Genomic DNA, 16,164 nt, shown 5'->3' on the forward strand with positions numbered 1-16,164 from the left:
TTCCAGTACTTGGCGGTAAACAGTGAGGCCTGTGCCGGTTTAATCGGAGGCGATATTGGGGCTTATATGGTTACCAATCCCCTTCAAGCAATCATGCGAAGGTTGAACAGGACCTGAACCGGCGGTTGTCGTCAGGGCAGCTGCAATCAGCGGGAGGGGATTAAAGCCGATTCCAACGGGGATTCTCGGTAACAGTACACCGTTTAGGCGAATTGAGAGCGCTTCTGGCGGCGGCAGTCGCTCCGCATCGTTGGCCGCGAGATCGACCACAATGCCGACAATAGCCTTAATGGCGAAGTCGCAACGGCGAATGCCGAGGCCCCGGACCTCGATCAGGCCGGCCAGTTCCTGCGCCGGGCGGACCCACAATTGTTCGGCGACTGTGTCGAGATGGACACGGTCATCACCGACCAGAACGGCTGGCGGAAGCTGTCCGGCGCGTCCGGCGAGAATCAGATCGAGGGCCAGGCGGGACTTGCCGGCGCCCGACGGCCCGCGGATCAGCACGGCGCGGTCCCCCACCAGCACGGCGGAGGCGTGCACGCTCGCCCCCTGCGTCATCATGGCGCTGGCAGCCGAACCACGAAGCGCGCGCCGACCACCGTCGGCTTGCCGTCGGCATCGGCCGGGCCGTGGCGATTTTCCGCCCAGACCCGCCCGTTATGCGCTTCGATGATCTGCTTGGAGATCGACAGTCCCAGGCCCGAGTTCTGGCCAAAGCCCTGATGCGGCCGGTCGGTATAGAAGCGCTCGAAGATGCGCTCCAGCGCATCCTCGCCGATGCCCGGCCCGTCGTCATCGACGACGATTTCGATTTCCGAGCGCACACGGCGACAGGTGACGCGCACCTTCCCGCCGGGGTTGGAGAAGGATTGCGCGTTGGACAACAGGTTCGAGACCACCTGCCCGAGCCGGGAATCATGGCCTGGCACCGAGAATGTGTCGCGGCCCTCGAAGCGCGTTTCGACCACGACGTCGTGACCGAGCCGGGTTTCGTTGGCGACCGAGGTCAGCGTCGTCAGCAGCCGGCGCAGATCGACCGGCGCCATGTCCTGGCGCTGCAATTCGGCATCGAGGCGGCTGGCGTCGGAAATATCCGAGATCAGCCGGTCGAGCCGCTTGACGTCGTGCTCGATCACCTCGAGCAGGCGCGCGCGGCTGGTGTCGTTGCGCGCCAGCGGCAGCGTTTCCACCGCCGAGCGCAGCGAGGTCAGCGGGTTCTTCAATTCATGGGCGACGTCGGCGGCAAACATCTCGATCGCCTCGATGCGGCTATACAGCGCATTCGTCATGTCGCGCAGCGCGCCGGACAGATGGCCGATCTCGTCGCGGCGGCGGGTGAAATCGGGAATCTCGACGCGGGTCTGGATGCGCCGGCGGACGCGCTCGGCGCCGTCGGCCAGCCGCCGCACCGGCCCTGCGATCGTGCTGGCCAGCAAGAGCGACAGCACGATCATGACAGCGGAGGCAACGCCGCCGACCTTCAGAATCGCCAGCCGCTCGGCGGTCACCATCTGGTCGATGTCGTCACCCTGCGTCGAGAGCATCAGCGCGCCATGCACGGCGCGGAACCGCTGCACGGGGACTGCGACCGAGACGATCACCTCGCCGCGGTCGTTGACCCGCACCATGCTGCTTTTGACGCCGTCGAGCGCCTGCACGATTTCCTGGTAGCCCTTGCCGTTCTCGGGGCCGAGCTCGCGATAGAGCGGGAGATCACCGCGGTTGAGCCAGGTGCGGATCGAGATCGTGGCGCGCTCGACGAAGCCCGGCTTCTCCGTCGAAGGCGGCGGCAGTTCGAAGCGCAACACATCGCCACGGCCATAGAGGCTGCGGCTGTCGAGGATCATGCCGCCGTCGCCGCCATAGATGCGCGCGCGGGTCTTGGTCGGCGAGATCAGCCGCCGCAGCACCGGCGCGACCCGCTCCGGATTGATCGGAAAATCAAGACCTGAGGATTCGTCCGGCGCGCCGTAGCTTTCGCCGGGCTTGAGGTCGAGCAGGCGGTCCGGATCGATGGTGATGGTGTTGGTTTCGACGGTGGCGGAGGCGGCAATCGCGCCGGCAATGATTTCGGCCTGCACCAGCAGGCTCTGCGCGCGCGCGTCGATCAGGCCGGCGCGGAACTGCGAGAGATAGAGAATGCTCGCCACGAGCGCGACGAGGCCCGCCAGATTGAGCGAAACGATTCGGCGCGTGAGGCTGGAGAAGGAGAGCGCGAAAAAGAATTGCCCGGCCCGGCGCAACCAGCCGAGCGGTCGCCGCCAGCCCTTTTCGCCCGTGTTAGCGTCGGCAACGCGATCCCGGTCGAGGAGCTCCGAAGCATCCTCGTGGTTCAGGCTGGGATCGGACTGCGTTCGATCTAGCAAGAGCTGAAACTGCCGTTTGTGATGCGTCGCTTTGTAATTCTACGCTTCTGCGCCGAACGGGCGGATGTGTCAGTCGGCACTTCCGCCCGGAGAACGCAGATCAGGCTTCCTTGAAGCGATAGCCGACGCCGTACAGCGTCTCGATCATCTCGAAATCGTCGTCGACCACCTTGAACTTCTTGCGTAGCCGCTTGATGTGGCTGTCGATGGTGCGGTCGTCGACATAGACCTGATCGTCATAGGCCGCGTCCATCAGCGCGTTGCGGCTTTTCACCACACCCGGCCGGGTGGCCAGCGCCTGCAGGATCAAAAATTCCGTCACCGTCAGCGTCACCGGCTCGTTCTTCCAGGTGCAGGTGTGACGTTCCGGATCCATCCGTAAGAGGCCGCGGTCGAGGGCGCGGGCATCCGGCTCCTTCGGCACGGCGGTCGGATCCTTCGGCTGGCCGCGGCGGAGCACGGCCTTGACGCGCTCGACCAGAAGGCGCTGCGAGAACGGCTTGCGGATGAAATCGTCGGCACCCATCTTGAGGCCGAACAATTCGTCGATCTCTTCATCCTTGGAGGTCAGGAAGATCACCGGCAGATCGGACTTCTGCCGCAACCGGCGTAGCGTTTCCATGCCGTCCATGCGCGGCATTTTGATATCGAGGATCGCAAGATCCGGCGGCGAAGTGCGGAAGCCGTCGAGCGCCGAGGCACCATCCGTGTAGGTCATGATGCGATAGCCTTCGGCTTCGAGCGCGATCGACACGGAAGTGAGAATGTTGCGGTCATCATCGACCAGGGCGATTGTGGGCATGAGCCTGCTTTCGAATAAGAGAGTGGCTTAAACGGCGGGCAAGTCAGCCAGACGCCGCATAAATGGGCTTCGTACACGGTCAACGAGCAATGCAAGCTGGGCTGAAGTGTGACCGAGTTCCACAAAACGTTTCTGCGGAGATACGCCGTCCTCCATATAGCACCCTGTCGGGTCGAGAAAAGGCCCTTTTTGCAATAAGATGGCCGGAAAGGAACCATGCAGCCCACTGCAGATTTTGATGCTTCCAAACTTGCCCGTTCGCTGCTGCGGCGCAGCCGCCAGGGCGCGCTGGCCACGCTTATGCCTGAAAGCGGCGATCCCTACTGCTCCCTGCTTAACGTCGCCAGCCACGCCGACGCCTCCCCGATTCTGCTGATTTCGCGGCTCGCGCTGCATACGAAAAACATTCTCGGCGACAGCCGCGTGTCGCTGATGCTGGACGAGCGCGCCGCCGGCGATCCCCTGGAGGGGGCGCGAATCATGCTGGCGGGACGGGCCGAGGAGGCCACCGGGGAGGCTGCGAAAATCCTGCGCCGGCGCTACCTCAACGCCCATCCATCCGCGGAAGCCTTTGTGGATTTCAAGGACTTTTCGTTCTTTCGGATCGCCCCGTCAGGCCTCCATCTGGTCGCCGGGTTTGGTCGCATCATCGACCTCAAGCCAGAGCAGTTTCTGACCGAAATCGGCGATGCCGCCGAATTGCTGGAAGCCGAGCAGGGCGCAGTGGAGCACATGAACGAGGATCACCGCGAGGCGATGAACCTCTATGCGACCAAACTGCTGGGGGCCGAATCCGACGATTGGCGCTGCACGGGCTGCGACCCCGACGGCATGGACATGCAGGCCGGGAACGCGACGCTGCGGATGGACTTCCCGGAACGGGCCACCAGCGCCATGGTGTTGCGCAAGATGCTGGTGCGGCTGGCGGGCGAGGCGCGGGCCAAGGGCTGACAAGGGTTAACATCGATCGCGGATTTGAACGGGCGCGGCCATTTGCGCGACCTAAGGCAAGCCCACGAAGGTGACCAGCGAAAGCCCGCATGAAATCCCGCCATCGATTGATATTTTCAGTGTGCCTCGCGCTGTTGTCGGGCACGTGCCTCTCCGCGCCGTCGCTGGCGCAAAAAGGCGATGTCGCCGCGCTCAGCGCCAGGATCAATGAACTCGGCCGTGCCGGCAAATACGCCGAAGCTGTCGCGCTGGCGCAGGGACAAGTCGAAAGCCTCGAGAAGAAGTTCGGGCCTGCACACCGCGACGTCGGGGCGGCGCTGAACAATCTGGCGCAGGCCTACGGCAACCAGGGCAGGGATGGCGAGGCCGAGCCGCTGTTCAAGCGAGCCATCGCAATTCTTGAGAAGACAATGGGGCCCGACTCGCCTGAGATCGCGGCCGTCTTGAACAATCTGGCAGCGCTGTACCAGCGGCAGCAGCGCTATGCCGACGCCGAGCCCCTGTTCAAGCGCGCGCTGGCCGTGCGCGAAAAATCACTGGGGCACGGTCATCCGGACCTCGGGCAATCCCTGAATAATCTGGCGACGCACTACGAGAAACTCGGCCGCCACGGCGATTCGGAGCCGTTGTTCAAACGGGCGCTGGCGATCTACGAGAAGGCCGCAGGCCCGGAGCATCCTGCGGTGGCGACGCTTCTGAACAATCTCGGCCAGGTCACGAAGGTCCAGCGCCGCTATGCCGAGGCCGAACCGCTGATCCGGCGGTCGCTGGCGATCCGCGAAAAAGTGCTGGGCCGCGAGCATCCTGACGTCGCGCGCTCGCTGAACAACCTCGCCGACCTCTATGAACGGCAGGGCCGTTATGCCGAGGCTCAGCCGCTGTTCGAGCGGGCGCTGGCGATCCGTGAGCGCGCCGTCGGCCCCGACCATCCGGATACCGCGACGTCGACCAACAATCTGGCGGCATTCTATCAGGCATCGGGCCGTCCCGGCGACGCGCTGCCGCTGGTGCAGCGGCTGATCGGGCAGGGCCGCGCGCAACCCCGCTCAGCCCTTCCGGTGCTCGCAGACGCCGAGCGCCAGCAGCTGATGCCGCGCGAAAACGCGGTGAACGATATGCTCAACGTGATCCAGCGCGGCACCCAGTCGTCGGTTGCCTCCGCCGTGAACAAGCTGGCGGTACGGCTGGCCGCGGGAAGCGATCGCCTGGCGGAACTGGTGCGGCGGGATCAGGATCTTGCCACCGAGGCGGAAGTGCTGGACAAGTCTATCGTGGCGGCCGTCTCGAAGGAGCGGTCGAAGCGCGACGCAGTCGCCGAGCAGCGCGCCCGCACGCGGCTTGCCGCTATCGCGACCGAGCGGGCGTCCTTGCAAAAGGCCTTGTCCGCGGAGTTTCCCGACTACGCCGCGCTGTCGAATCCGTTGCCGTTAACGGTGAAGGAGATGCAGTCGCTGTTGTCGGGAGACGAGGCGATGGTGCTGTTTGCGGTCACCGAGGTGGAAAGCTACGTCATTGCGATCACCCGCGACAGCCTTGACTGGAAGCCGATCCCGCGCGGCGCGGAAACCTTGTCGCAGAAGATCGCCGCATTCCGCCGCGGGCTGGATCTCGGCAAGGCAAACGATGCTTCCGGGAAATCCGCTCTGTTCGATCTGGCCCTCGCCAACGAACTGCATGAGATGCTGCTTGCGCCGGTAGATGCGTTGATCAAGGACAAGCCGTCGCTTCTGGTCGTGGCACCGGGCGCGCTGACGGCGCTGCCGTTCCATCTGCTGGTGACCGAAAAGCCGGCGGCGGCCATCCCGGAAAAATTCGAGGGCTACCGCGATGCGGCCTGGCTGTTGAAGCGTCAGGCAGTGTCGATATTGCCGTCGGCGGCGAGCTTGAAGGCGCTGCGGGTGTTTGCCCGCAAGGAGCAAAGCACAAAGCCGATGACGGGCTTCGGAGATCCGATTTTCAATCCGGCTATGAAGCCTGGCGATGGCAATCGCCCCACCAGGACTGCCGCGCGCAGCCTTGCGACCGGCGCCTACACGGATTTCTGGCAGGGCGCCGGCGTCGATCGCGCGCGGCTGTCGGACGCCTTGGCGCAACTGCCCGACACCGCCGACGAGCTGAACGCGATTGCCAAAAACCTCGGCGTCGCGGCTGCCGATATTCACCTCGGCGAGGACGCCAGCGAAACCACGCTCAAGCGCACGCCGCTCGCCGATTACGGCATCGTCTATTTCGCCACCCATGGTCTCGTCGCCGGTGACGTGAAAGGGCTTGCCGAACCGTCGCTGGTGCTGAGCATTCCAAGACAGCCGACGGAGTTCGATGACGGCCTGCTCACCGCGAGCGAAGTCGCGCAGTTGAAGCTCAACGCCGATTGGGTGGTACTGTCAGCCTGCAACACGATCGCCGGCGACAAGCCCGGCGCCGAAGCGCTCTCGGGGCTGGCGCGGTCGTTCTTCTATGCCGGTGCGCGGGCGCTGCTGGTGTCGCATTGGGCTGTCAATTCGGAGGCCGCCACGCGGCTCTCGATTTCGACCTTCGACCGGCTGAATGCCGATCCCAAGCTCGGCCGCGCCGAGGCGCTGCGTCAGGCCATGCTGGCTTATCTCAACGATGCGTCCTCGCCGCGCAACGCCTATCCGGCGTTCTGGGGGCCGTTTGCGCTGATCGGAGAGGGCGCCGCGCGTTGAATTATTCTGATTGTGCGTCGCAGCAATCTTCGCCCGGGCCGGACAGCGACGGATGGTCGCGCAACCACGACGGCAAACCAGCGAAAAGCGCCGCAGCAAGCAATTGATGCAGATCAAGCGCGCCGGCTTGAATAAACCAATTCGCGTGGATCGGCTTGGCAAGCACGGCGTTCATCAGTATTAGGTCGCCGGACCGGGGCCGGAAGGCTATATTCAGGGGTCACCGCGACAGAGCGCGTCAAGCGACATGCGCGCGATTCGAGTAACGCGGGTTCGAGGAGGATTTCTTCGTGCAAGAGACGGGTCTACGCAACGGTGCTTTCGGCGCCGACAAATTCGGCTTAAAGAATCTCAACACGGTGCACTGGAACCTCGGTGCGCCGCAGCTCTATCAATATTCACTCTCGGCAGGCGAGGCCGTGCTGTCGGCCGACGGCGCGTTGTGCGCGGACACCGGTGAGTTCACCGGCCGCAGCCCGAAGGACAAGTTCACGGTTCGCGATGCGACCACCGACAAGGACATGTGGTGGGCCGGCAACCAGTCGATCACATCAGATCAGTTCTCCGCGCTCTATGCCGACTTCCTCAAGCATGCCGAAGGCATGACGCTGTTCGCGCAGGACCTCTACGGCGGCGCCGATCCGAGCTTCCAGATCAAGACGCGTGTCTTCACCGAGCTCGCCTGGCATTCGCTGTTCATCCGCACGCTGCTGATCCGCCCCGAGGTGTCCGCACTGAAGGATTTCGTGCCGGAACTGACCATCATCGACCTTCCGAGCTTCCGCGCCGATCCGAAACGTCACGGCTGCAAGTCCGAGAACGTCGTCGCGATCGATTTCGCCCGCAAGATCGTCCTGATCGGCGGGTCTTATTATGCCGGCGAGATGAAGAAGTCGGTGTTCACGACGCTGAACTATTATCTGCCCGCCAAGGGCGTGCTGCCGATGCACTGCTCGGCCAATGTCGGGCCCAAGGGCGACACCGCGATCTTCTTCGGCCTGTCCGGCACCGGCAAGACCACGCTGTCGGCCGATCCCAACCGCACGCTGATCGGCGACGACGAGCACGGCTGGGGCAATGACGGCGTCTTCAATTTCGAGGGCGGCTGCTACGCCAAGTGCATCAAGCTGTCGGAAGAAGCCGAACCGCAGATATTCGCGGCCAGCAACCGCTTCGGCGCCGTGCTGGAAAACGTCGTGATGGACGAGCGCACCCGCGTTCCCGACTTCGATGACGGCTCGAAAACCGAAAACACCCGTTCGGCCTATCCGCTCGACTTCATCCCGAACGCTTCGCGCACCGGCCGCGCCGGCCAGCCGAAGAACGTTGTGATGCTGGCCGCCGATGCGTTCGGCGTGCTGCCGCCGATCGCAAAGCTTTCGCCGGCGCAGGCGATGTATCACTTCCTGTCCGGCTACACCGCCAAGGTCGCCGGCACCGAGCGCGGTCTCGGCAACGAGCCGCAGCCGGAATTCTCCACCTGCTTCGGCTCGCCGTTCCTGCCGCTCGATCCTTCCGTTTACGGCAACATGCTGCGTGAGCTGATCGCCAAGCACAATGTCGATTGCTGGCTGGTCAACACCGGCTGGACCGGCGGCAAATTCGGCACCGGCAGCCGGATGCCGATCAAGGTGACGCGTGCGCTCCTGACCGCCGCGCTCGACGGCAGCCTGCGCAACGTCGAATTCCGCACCGACAAGTATTTTGGCTTCGCGGTGCCGACCGCGCTGCCCGGCGTGCCCAGCGAGATCCTCGATCCCGTCAACACCTGGAAGGACAAGGCCGAGTTCGACAAGACAGCGCGTGCGCTGGTCGGCATGTTCCAGAAGAACTTTGCCAAGTTCGAAGCCCAGGTCGACGCCGAAGTCCGCGCCGCTGCGCCGGATCTGAAGCTCGCGGCCGAGTAGGGCGAGGATGGTCCAAAGCGGACCATCTGCCATGAACGCAAAGAGGGCGGCCGCGAGGTCGCCCTTTTTCATACCGCTCGCTGCGTTCCCGTCTCTGCCGCGGCAGACGTCGTGGCACGCAGCTCCAGCGGCGCGCGCCGCAGATGGGTTTTGACGGTGTTGGCGAGGATCCCCAGCCGCATCGACAGCACTAAGCGCCGTTGCCCGGCAATACCGCATTGCTCGGCGTTCGCCGGTCGGTGATCTGCAGTCCGAACAGGCTCCCGATCAGTTCGACGGCAACACGCGCGGTGCGGCCGCGCTCGTCGAGAAACGGGTTGAGCTCGACGATGTCGACCGAGCGCACCAGATCCGAATCGTGCAGCAGCTCCATGATCAGATGCGCCTCGCGATAGGTCGCGCCGCCCGGCACCGTGGTGCCGACGCCGGGCGCGACGGCGGGATCGAGAAAATCGACGTCGAAGCTCAAATGCAGAACGCCGTTCTGCGCCCGCACGCGCTCGATGACCTTGCGGATCAAGACGCCGACGCCGAACTCATCGATCGCGCGCATGTCGGCGATCGCGACGCGGCGCTCGAACACCATCTTTTTCTCCAGCGGATCGATCGAGCGGATGCCGAACAGGTCGAGCTTGTCGGGACCGATCGAGGCGCGGGGATGGTTGCCGAGTAGCCCGTCGAGCCCGGGCTCGCCGCACAGAAAGGCCGCCGACATGCCGTGCATGTTGCCGGTTTCCGTCGTGTGCGGCGTGTTGTAGTCGGCATGGGCATCGAGCCACATGACGAACAGCGGTCGGCCCTGCTCCTGCCAGTAGCGCGCGACGCCGTTCACCGATCCCATCGACAGCGAATGGTCGCCGCCCATGAAGATCGGAACAGCGCCGGAGCGCGCCAGTGAATAGGAACGCTCGCTGATCGCGCGGATCCAGTTCTTGATAGTGTCGTAATATTTGGCATTCGCCGGCGGCGATCCCTCATCCGGAGCAGCGCCAGGCGTGGCCATGTTGCCGTGGTCCTCCACGGCAAAGCCGAGCTGATCGAGGATGCGGCCAATGCCCGCGGTGCGCAGCGCGTCCGGCCCCATCAAGGTTCCGAGTTGCGAGGCCCCGATCTCGATGGGGACGCCGAGCAGGGCGATGCGGGCAGCGTTGCCGTCGGACATAGGTCGGGGCCTCCTAAGAATCATAGGGTGGGCAAAGCGTAGCGTGCCCACCGATCGAGGTCACCAGCCGGATAGATGGTGGGCACGGCGCAAACGCGCCTTTGCCCACCCTACGCCACTACGCCTTGAAATAGGCGATCTGCGTCGTCGTCGCGAGCAACCGTCCCGACGGCGACCATAATTCGCCGTTCTGGTCGCCATAGCTCCTGTGGAAGATCTTGGCGTCCGCCACGGCCAACACCCGCGTGATGTCCTCGGCCGCGAGTTCGTCCGAGGAGGTGTGGAAGTAGGTCGTTAGCGAGACCGTGCCGAATGGTATCAATTCCCGGCGCGCCAGAAATACCCGGCCGAAAAACGCATCCGACATCGACATCAGCGACAGCATGTCGATCTTTCGCGGCACATGATCGCCGATCCACTGCTTGGAATACGCATCGAGCGGCGACGCCGCCGGCGAGCCGTAGAAGCTCGGCTCGCCCTCGACGAAGCGGAAATCATACTGGTGTGTCCACGTCATCGGCGTGTTCGGAAACGCGCGCGCCTGCTCGAACGGCGCAGCACCAGGAAATGCCTTCTGTTGGTGCGACCAGGATGGGCGGCGCTCGGCGAATACAGCGGTCGCCAGCGTCGCGACCTCACCGCCGCCCTGCGTCATCTCCACGCACCAATGCTGGCTCGAACGGTTGGCCTTGACCAGCCGAACGTCGAGATCGAAGGCGCCTTCGGCGATCGGCGCGCAGAAATTCACGGTAAGCGACAACGGATCGCCCGCCCGCTGCGGATGGTCGATCAGCGCGCGCAGGATGGTGGCGGCCGTGCAGCCGCCGAAGGGGCCGACGAAGGCCCAGTAATCCGGGCTGGTCCTGCCCTGCCAGCAGCTATCGCCGGCGGTGACTTTTGTGGCGTCGTCGAAAAGATGCGGGGCTTTTGTCAGCATGGAACCTTTCCGTCATTGCGAGCGCAAGCGAAGCAATCCAGAGGCGACAAGGCAAGTGTGGATTGCTTCGTCGCTTCAGCACAAAATTGTTTTGCAATTTTGTCGCGAGCTCCCTTGCACAAACGCTTCGCGTTTGTCGCGGGCTATGACGCCGTTGCTATCACGGCTATTTCGCAGAATTCAATGACGCCAGAGGTAATGGTTCTATCCTTCGTCATGGCCGGGCATAGCCGTCTGAAGGACGGCGTCGCTTCCGCTTGCCTATGCCCGGCCATCCACGTCTTTCCTGCGGCAACGCCCAAGACGTGGATGCCCGGGACAGGCCCGGGCATGACGATCGATAGTCTTACCGCGTCGCCCCACGCTGGGCGCTGGCCTCCGGCACCGGCGCGGCTGCGCGCACCGGCACGTGCCAGATATCCTCGGCATACTCCCGGATGGTGCGGTCGGAGGAGAACCACGGCATCCGCGCGACGTTGAGGATCGAGGCCCGGGTCCAGGCCGGCACCACCTGCCAGCGCGCGTCGATGCCGCGCTGCGCCGCGTAGTAGGAATCGAAATCGGCCGAGACCATGTAGTGGTCGAGATAGCGCAGCGCGTGGCCGATGGAGGCAAAGCGGGCGGGATCGTCGGGGGAGAACGCGCCGCTCTCGATCGCGGTAATCGCCCGCGCCAGCCGCGGCGAGCGGCTGATCACGTCGGTCGCATCCAGCCCCTGCTTGCGCCGGACCATGACGTCGCCGGCTTCCATGCCGAAGATCGCGATGTTCTCCGCGCCGACATGGTCGCGGATTTCGATATTGGCGCCGTCAAGCGTGCCGATGGTGAGCGCGCCGTTGAGCGCCAGCTTCATGTTGCCGGTGCCGGAGGCCTCCATGCCGGCGGTCGAAATCTGCTCGGAGAGATCGGCGGCCGGAATGATCACTTCGGCGAGGCTGACATTGTAATCGGCGAGGAAGACGACCTTCAGTCTTCCGGCGACGTCGGGATCGTTGTTGACGACTTCGGCGACGTCGTTGATCAGCTTGATGATCAGCTTGGCGTAGCGATAGCTCGCCGCCGCCTTGCCGGCGAAGATTTTCACCCGCGGCACCCAGTCGCGCTGGGGCTCGTCCTTGATCGCCTGATACAGCGCGACGGTCTCGACGACGTTGAGCAATTGCCGCTTGTATTCGTGGATGCGCTTGATCTGGACGTCGAACAGTGCCGACGGATCGATCTTGATGCTGAGCCGCTCGTTGATCAGCCGCGCCAGCGCAACCTTGTTCTGATGCTTGACCTCGCGAAAACGCTGCTGGAACACGTTGTCGCTGGCGCGGGCTTCGAGGCGCTCGAACAGGGAGAAGTCGTCAAGCACGGCCTCGCCGCAGACCTCGCGCATCAGGGCGGTCAGCTTCGGGTTGGCGAGCATCAGCCAGCGGCGGAAGGTGATGCCGTTGGTCTTGTTGGTGATGCGGCCGGGATAGAGATGGTTGAGATCGTGGAACACGGTCTCCTTCATCAGGTCGGAATGCATCGCCGAGACGCCGTTGATGCGGTGGGAGCCGACGAAAGCGAGTTGCCCCATCCGCACCCGCCGTCCGGACCTCTCGTCGATCAGGGACACCGAGGCGCGGTAATCGATGTCGCCGGGGCAACGCTGATCCGCCAGCGCCAGATGCGCGGTATTGATGCGGTAGATGATCTCGAGATGCCGCGGCAGCAGCCGCTCGAACAGTTCGACCGGCCAGGTCTCCAGCGCTTCCGGCAGCAGCGTGTGATTGGTGTAGGACAGCGTCGCCACCGTGATCTTCCACGCTTCGTCCCAGCGGAAATTATGCAGGTCGACCAGGATGCGCATCAGCTCGGTGACGGCAAGGCTCGGATGGGTGTCGTTGAGCTGCACCGCGACCTTGGCGGGGAGATTGCGCAACTGCCCGTCCGAGGCGAGGTGCCGCTTGATCAGATCCTGCAGCGAAGCCGAGACGAAGAAATATTCCTGCCGCAGCCGCAGCTCGCGCCCCGCGGGGCTCTCATCGTTCGGGTAGAGGAATTTGCAGATCGATTCCGCCCGCGCCTCCTCGGCGATGGCGCCGAGGTAATCGCCGGTGTTGAAGACGTCGAGCCGAAGCGGGTCGGGCGAGCGCGCCGACCACAGCCGCAGCGCGTTGACGTGCTGGCCGCGCCAGCCGACGATCGGCGTGTCGTAGGCGACGGCCTGCACGGTTTCCGCCGGCCGCCACGTCGCCCGGTCACGGCCGTGGTCGTCGACATGGTCGACATGGCCGCCGAAATGAACGTGATAAACCACCTCCGCCCGCAGGAATTCCCAGGGGTTGCCGAAGCCCAGCCATTCGTCCGGATATTCCTGCTGCCAGCCCTGCGCGATGATCTGGCGGAACAGGCCGAAATCGTAACGGATGCCGTAGCCGATGGCGGGAATGGCCAGCGTCGCCATGCTCTCCATGAAGCACGCCGCGAGCCGCCCGAGGCCGCCATTGCCGAGCGCCGCATCCGGCTCGCATTTGCGCAGGTCGTCTAGCCCGACGCCGAGATCGCCGAGCGCCGTCTCGAACAGCGGCAGCAGGCCCATATTGTTCAGCCCGTCGGTGAACAGACGGCCGATCAGGAATTCGAGCGAGAGGTAATAGACCCGCTTGCTGCCGGAATCGTAGCTCTCCTTTTCGGCCGTCAGCCAGCGGTGCACGATGCGGTCGCGCAGCGCCAGCGCCGCGGCCTTGTACCAGTCGCGTCGTGTCGCCATGCCGGCGTCCTTGCCGATCGCAAGCCGAAGCTTGGCGAGGATCGCACCCTTGATCTCGGCCAGCGCCAGTTCGTCGATCGGCTGGCCCAGCGCCGGATAGTTTGCCGGGTAGTTTCCTGGGATTTGTTCCTGCAATACGTCGGTTCCTGCGGTTGAGACTCACAACAAAGATACGCGCCTTGCCCGGCAATCGAAACGCCGGAAAACGCCGGAGTATGTTGTGCGCTGCGCTGGCATGATTTTATGCAAGGACCGGGCCGATTTCGCGGCACCGGCGGCCGCCTTTTGGTGATATAATCGGGCCGCGAAAACCTGTGGGATCGCCGGAACGCGTGCCGCCAGAACGGGAGGCTTGCCATGAGATTGGCGATCGAGATCGCCGCCGCTGCGTTACTGGTAGTCTGCATCAGTGCGACCAGCGCAGCCGCTGCCGCCGGCAAGGCCGGCAGGAGCGCCGAAGGCGTGAGCTGTTCCTTCAGTGTCGCGCAAGGCGCTTCGCCTGCGGCGCGCTGCGCGGCGATCAAGCGGCAATGCGGCGGAAAATTCTACGCCAATTATTGCGGCGACAAGCTGTTGTCGGCGATGTGAAGGATTGAGCCCCAGCCGGCTCATACCATGGTGCCCTCCCAGCCTTCGCCTTGCTCGGTAAGCCCGGGGTAGCGGAGGTAGAGCTTTTGCAGCAGCTCGAAGTGCAAGGCGGACGATATCTCGTCAAGAGGCGTGGCAAGCAAGGCTCGCGCCTCGCTGCCGTCGAGAGCGGATACGATCGCATGGGCGCGGTCGATCGCGTCGGCGGCTTCCAGTAACAGGGTCCGGATCTGGGTGGCCTGTGTTGCATCCATCGTCTTCGATTCTTTGCGGCAAATCGTCAAAACAACCTCTGATAGGAGATATTTTGTCGCGCCACCAGAACAAATTAAGAACAATTTAGCAAGTATTTGATATATCATTGTGATTCGGCGCGTCGCCGACACAACATTTATGGTCTATCCGAGTTTGCGAGGACTACATGTCCACCATCGCCTTCGATCAGTTCGCTCTCACCCGTATCGCCGACTTCGCGCGCTCGCTGTCGCGCCTGCACCAGGCCTCGCGCCGCCGGCTCGTCGACGACGACGCGATCGACCGCGAGTTCAACGCGGTCTGCATGTCGGTGTGGGGCTACACCACGGACGATTTCAGCGACGAGCTGTTTTCGGTCGAGGACCACGCCTTTCTCGACACACTGGATGAAGCGCAGGCGCGAATCTTCGCCGCCCAGGCGGGCTACGACCTCGTCGACGATCAGGGCATGCTGACGGACTGGTGGGGCTATTGCTGGATGATCCTGGCCGAAAAGCGCGGCCTGCTGACCCCGGAAAATCGCGCCGCGGCGCGGGCGGAGATCGAGGAAAAATATCTGTCGGCGCCGAACGTGATCGGGGTGATCGTCGGACGGTGAATGCACTCGGGCATCAACCGCGTAACCCGGCCCCATTCTACTTTGCATGGGGTTGTTTTCGATATTTTGTGTCCGGGTCCAGTCGGGCGGTGAGCGACGTTGCCCTTGTAGCCCGGATGGAGCGCAGCGGAATCCGGGATCGGCCGCAGACGAAAGAGTCCCGGATTGCGCTGCGCTCCATCCGGGCTACGAGACCGCCTAATTCGCTTCCGCCCGTTTCGCCGGCTTCGGCGCAACCGTCTTCGGTATCGAGGCGGTCGGCAACTCGACGTCGCGTCTTGTCTCGGGAAGCGGCGCGCTGGCCGCGACCATCTCTGCACTGACCGGCGCTACCTTCATTTCGCCGAGCCGGGCGCGGACATCTGCCGTGAGGCCGGGATAGGCGGCGACGGGGGTGAATTCCGCGGTCTGGTCGGCGCCTAAGCGAACGCCGGTATAGGCCACCAGGCCGTCGGTGGTGGCGACGACGTCGCCGGAGCGCAGCGAGGTATCGAGCGTGAGATCGACCGGCGCCAGCCCGGACGGGCTCCTGCCGTTGCAGGTGCAATCGGCGCGTAGCGCCTTGCGATACGCGTAGGCGTTTTCGCTGTCGGCATAGCGCTCGCCATTGCCCGCGGCCGCACTGTCGATGTTGCTGCCGTAGAACACCTTGGTGACGCTTGCCGGGCAGAACGCCTGGCAGGTCTGAACCGGCGAGGCGTTGCCGCGCATGGTCAGCGGAAAATATTTGCCGTCGCAGCTTCGCACGCAGAAGGCAGGTCCGGAGCCCGCGACGCGCGGCGCCGGCGCGGGTTGGGCTGGTTGATTAAGACCGAACGGATCGGCGAAGAAGTTCGCCGGTGAGGGGGCCTGCCGCGTCTGCTGTTTCTGGACGCCGCCGAACAGGAAATCGAACAGACCTTCGGCGGAGACGCTGCCAGGCGTCAGCGCAAGCGAGCCCGCAAAGGTCGCAGCGGCCACAAACGTCGCGCGGCGCCGCACGCGCGAAAAAGCCAACTCTGTACGCAACGCCAACTCCACCCAACGCAACAAACGCACTGAAGCGCGACAGGCTTCAGTCGGGAGTAACCTTAACGATGGATGGTAAAGGAGTGGTATTCGGGGACAAGGGGAGGAGGAAAAAGAAAAGAGGTTCCTCTGCCCGCAAGCGGGAAGAGGAGCAGAA

14 protein-coding genes are annotated in these 16,164 nt (G+C 64.0%); 5 read left to right on the forward strand and 9 right to left on the reverse strand.

Annotated features, from left to right (window positions below; genetic code table 11):
- Positions 1-39 precede the first annotated feature (39 nt).
- The 3 genes from KIP88_RS16860 to KIP88_RS16870 form a co-directional block, all read right to left on the reverse strand.
- Positions 40-564 (reverse strand): HPr kinase/phosphorylase, encoded by a 525-nt coding sequence (locus KIP88_RS16860; RefSeq protein WP_214489042.1) that lies wholly within the window; start codon positions 562-564, stop codon positions 40-42.
- On the reverse strand, positions 561-2,369 hold the full coding sequence (locus KIP88_RS16865) for a sensor histidine kinase (protein WP_214489043.1): 1,809 nt from the start codon (positions 2,367-2,369) through the stop codon (positions 561-563). Before KIP88_RS16865 ends, KIP88_RS16860 begins: the two co-directional genes overlap by 4 nt.
- Positions 2,370-2,469: 100 nt before the next feature.
- Positions 2,470-3,171 carry a response regulator transcription factor gene (locus KIP88_RS16870; RefSeq protein WP_027541437.1) on the reverse strand — a complete coding sequence of 234 codons (702 nt, stop codon included), beginning with the start codon at positions 3,169-3,171 and terminating at the stop codon, positions 2,470-2,472.
- A 216-nt stretch (positions 3,172-3,387) separates the two neighbouring features.
- Between KIP88_RS16870 and KIP88_RS16875 the strand changes: the two genes are divergently transcribed.
- The gene (locus tag KIP88_RS16875; protein WP_214489044.1) at positions 3,388-4,122 is read left to right on the forward strand and encodes a HugZ family protein; all 735 of its coding nucleotides are present in this window, start codon (positions 3,388-3,390) and stop codon (positions 4,120-4,122) included.
- A gap of 89 nt (positions 4,123-4,211) precedes the next feature.
- The gene (locus tag KIP88_RS16880) at positions 4,212-6,809 is read left to right on the forward strand and encodes a CHAT domain-containing tetratricopeptide repeat protein (RefSeq protein ID WP_214489045.1); all 2,598 of its coding nucleotides are present in this window, start codon (positions 4,212-4,214) and stop codon (positions 6,807-6,809) included.
- A 1-nt stretch (position 6,810) separates the two neighbouring features.
- On the opposite strand, the gene KIP88_RS16885 is transcribed toward KIP88_RS16880, so the two are convergent.
- Entirely contained in the window at positions 6,811-6,984 is a 174-nt protein-coding gene (locus tag KIP88_RS16885; RefSeq protein WP_214489046.1) for a hypothetical protein, read from the reverse strand.
- Positions 6,985-7,099: 115 nt separating this feature from the next.
- Between KIP88_RS16885 and KIP88_RS16890 the strand changes: the two genes are divergently transcribed.
- Complete coding sequence (locus tag KIP88_RS16890; protein WP_214489047.1) at positions 7,100-8,716, forward strand: phosphoenolpyruvate carboxykinase; 1,617 nt, start codon at positions 7,100-7,102, stop codon at positions 8,714-8,716.
- A 190-nt stretch (positions 8,717-8,906) separates the two neighbouring features.
- Here the strand turns inward: KIP88_RS16890 and rocF are convergent, their stop codons facing one another.
- The 3 genes from rocF to KIP88_RS16905 all read right to left on the reverse strand — a co-directional run bounded on the left by rocF (position 8,907) and on the right by KIP88_RS16905 (position 13,693).
- Positions 8,907-9,878, reverse strand: coding sequence for an arginase (gene rocF / locus KIP88_RS16895; RefSeq protein WP_214489048.1), 972 nt, complete (start codon positions 9,876-9,878; stop codon positions 8,907-8,909).
- 118 nt (positions 9,879-9,996) lie between these two features.
- A complete protein-coding gene (locus tag KIP88_RS16900; RefSeq protein WP_214489049.1) occupies positions 9,997-10,815 on the reverse strand; it encodes an acyl-CoA thioesterase II in 819 nt (272 codons plus the stop codon).
- Between the two features lie 346 nt (positions 10,816-11,161).
- Positions 11,162-13,693 (reverse strand): glycogen/starch/alpha-glucan phosphorylase, encoded by a 2,532-nt coding sequence (locus tag KIP88_RS16905; protein WP_214489050.1) that lies wholly within the window; start codon positions 13,691-13,693, stop codon positions 11,162-11,164.
- A 222-nt stretch (positions 13,694-13,915) separates the two neighbouring features.
- On the opposite strand from KIP88_RS16905, the gene KIP88_RS16910 reads away from it, so the two are divergent.
- Positions 13,916-14,146, forward strand: coding sequence for a hypothetical protein (locus KIP88_RS16910; RefSeq protein ID WP_214489051.1), 231 nt, complete (start codon positions 13,916-13,918; stop codon positions 14,144-14,146).
- A gap of 20 nt (positions 14,147-14,166) precedes the next feature.
- On the opposite strand, the gene KIP88_RS16915 is transcribed toward KIP88_RS16910, so the two are convergent.
- Positions 14,167-14,508, reverse strand: coding sequence for a hypothetical protein (locus tag KIP88_RS16915; protein ID WP_214489052.1), 342 nt, complete (start codon positions 14,506-14,508; stop codon positions 14,167-14,169).
- Between the two features lie 59 nt (positions 14,509-14,567).
- Here KIP88_RS16915 and KIP88_RS16920 point away from each other — a divergent pair, with 59 nt between their 5' ends.
- Entirely contained in the window at positions 14,568-14,999 is a 432-nt protein-coding gene (locus KIP88_RS16920; protein WP_214489053.1) for a hypothetical protein, read from the forward strand.
- A 198-nt stretch (positions 15,000-15,197) separates the two neighbouring features.
- Here the strand turns inward: KIP88_RS16920 and KIP88_RS16925 are convergent, their stop codons facing one another.
- Entirely contained in the window at positions 15,198-16,007 is an 810-nt protein-coding gene (locus KIP88_RS16925; RefSeq protein WP_214489054.1) for a DUF2865 domain-containing protein, read from the reverse strand.
- Positions 16,008-16,164 lie beyond the last annotated feature (157 nt).

The organism is Bradyrhizobium sp. SRL28 (assembly GCF_018596315.1).
Taxonomy (GTDB): Bacteria; Pseudomonadota; Alphaproteobacteria; order Rhizobiales; family Xanthobacteraceae; genus Bradyrhizobium.

Coding starts and splice junctions, on each gene's coding strand:
- KIP88_RS16875 (WP_214489044.1), top strand. CDS start 3,388: ATGCAGCCCACTGCAGATTTTGATGCTTCCAAACTTGCCCGTTCGCTG.
- KIP88_RS16915 (WP_214489052.1), bottom strand. CDS start 14,508: ATGATATATCAAATACTTGCTAAATTGTTCTTAATTTGTTCTGGTGGC.
- KIP88_RS16900 (WP_214489049.1), bottom strand. CDS start 10,815: ATGCTGACAAAAGCCCCGCATCTTTTCGACGACGCCACAAAAGTCACC.
- rocF (WP_214489048.1), bottom strand. CDS start 9,878: ATGTCCGACGGCAACGCTGCCCGCATCGCCCTGCTCGGCGTCCCCATC.
- KIP88_RS16880 (WP_214489045.1), top strand. CDS start 4,212: ATGAAATCCCGCCATCGATTGATATTTTCAGTGTGCCTCGCGCTGTTG.
- KIP88_RS16920 (WP_214489053.1), top strand. CDS start 14,568: ATGTCCACCATCGCCTTCGATCAGTTCGCTCTCACCCGTATCGCCGAC.
- KIP88_RS16910 (WP_214489051.1), top strand. CDS start 13,916: ATGAGATTGGCGATCGAGATCGCCGCCGCTGCGTTACTGGTAGTCTGC.
- KIP88_RS16870 (WP_027541437.1), bottom strand. CDS start 3,171: ATGCCCACAATCGCCCTGGTCGATGATGACCGCAACATTCTCACTTCC.
- KIP88_RS16885 (WP_214489046.1), bottom strand. CDS start 6,984: ATGAACGCCGTGCTTGCCAAGCCGATCCACGCGAATTGGTTTATTCAA.
- KIP88_RS16860 (WP_214489042.1), bottom strand. CDS start 564: ATGATGACGCAGGGGGCGAGCGTGCACGCCTCCGCCGTGCTGGTGGGG.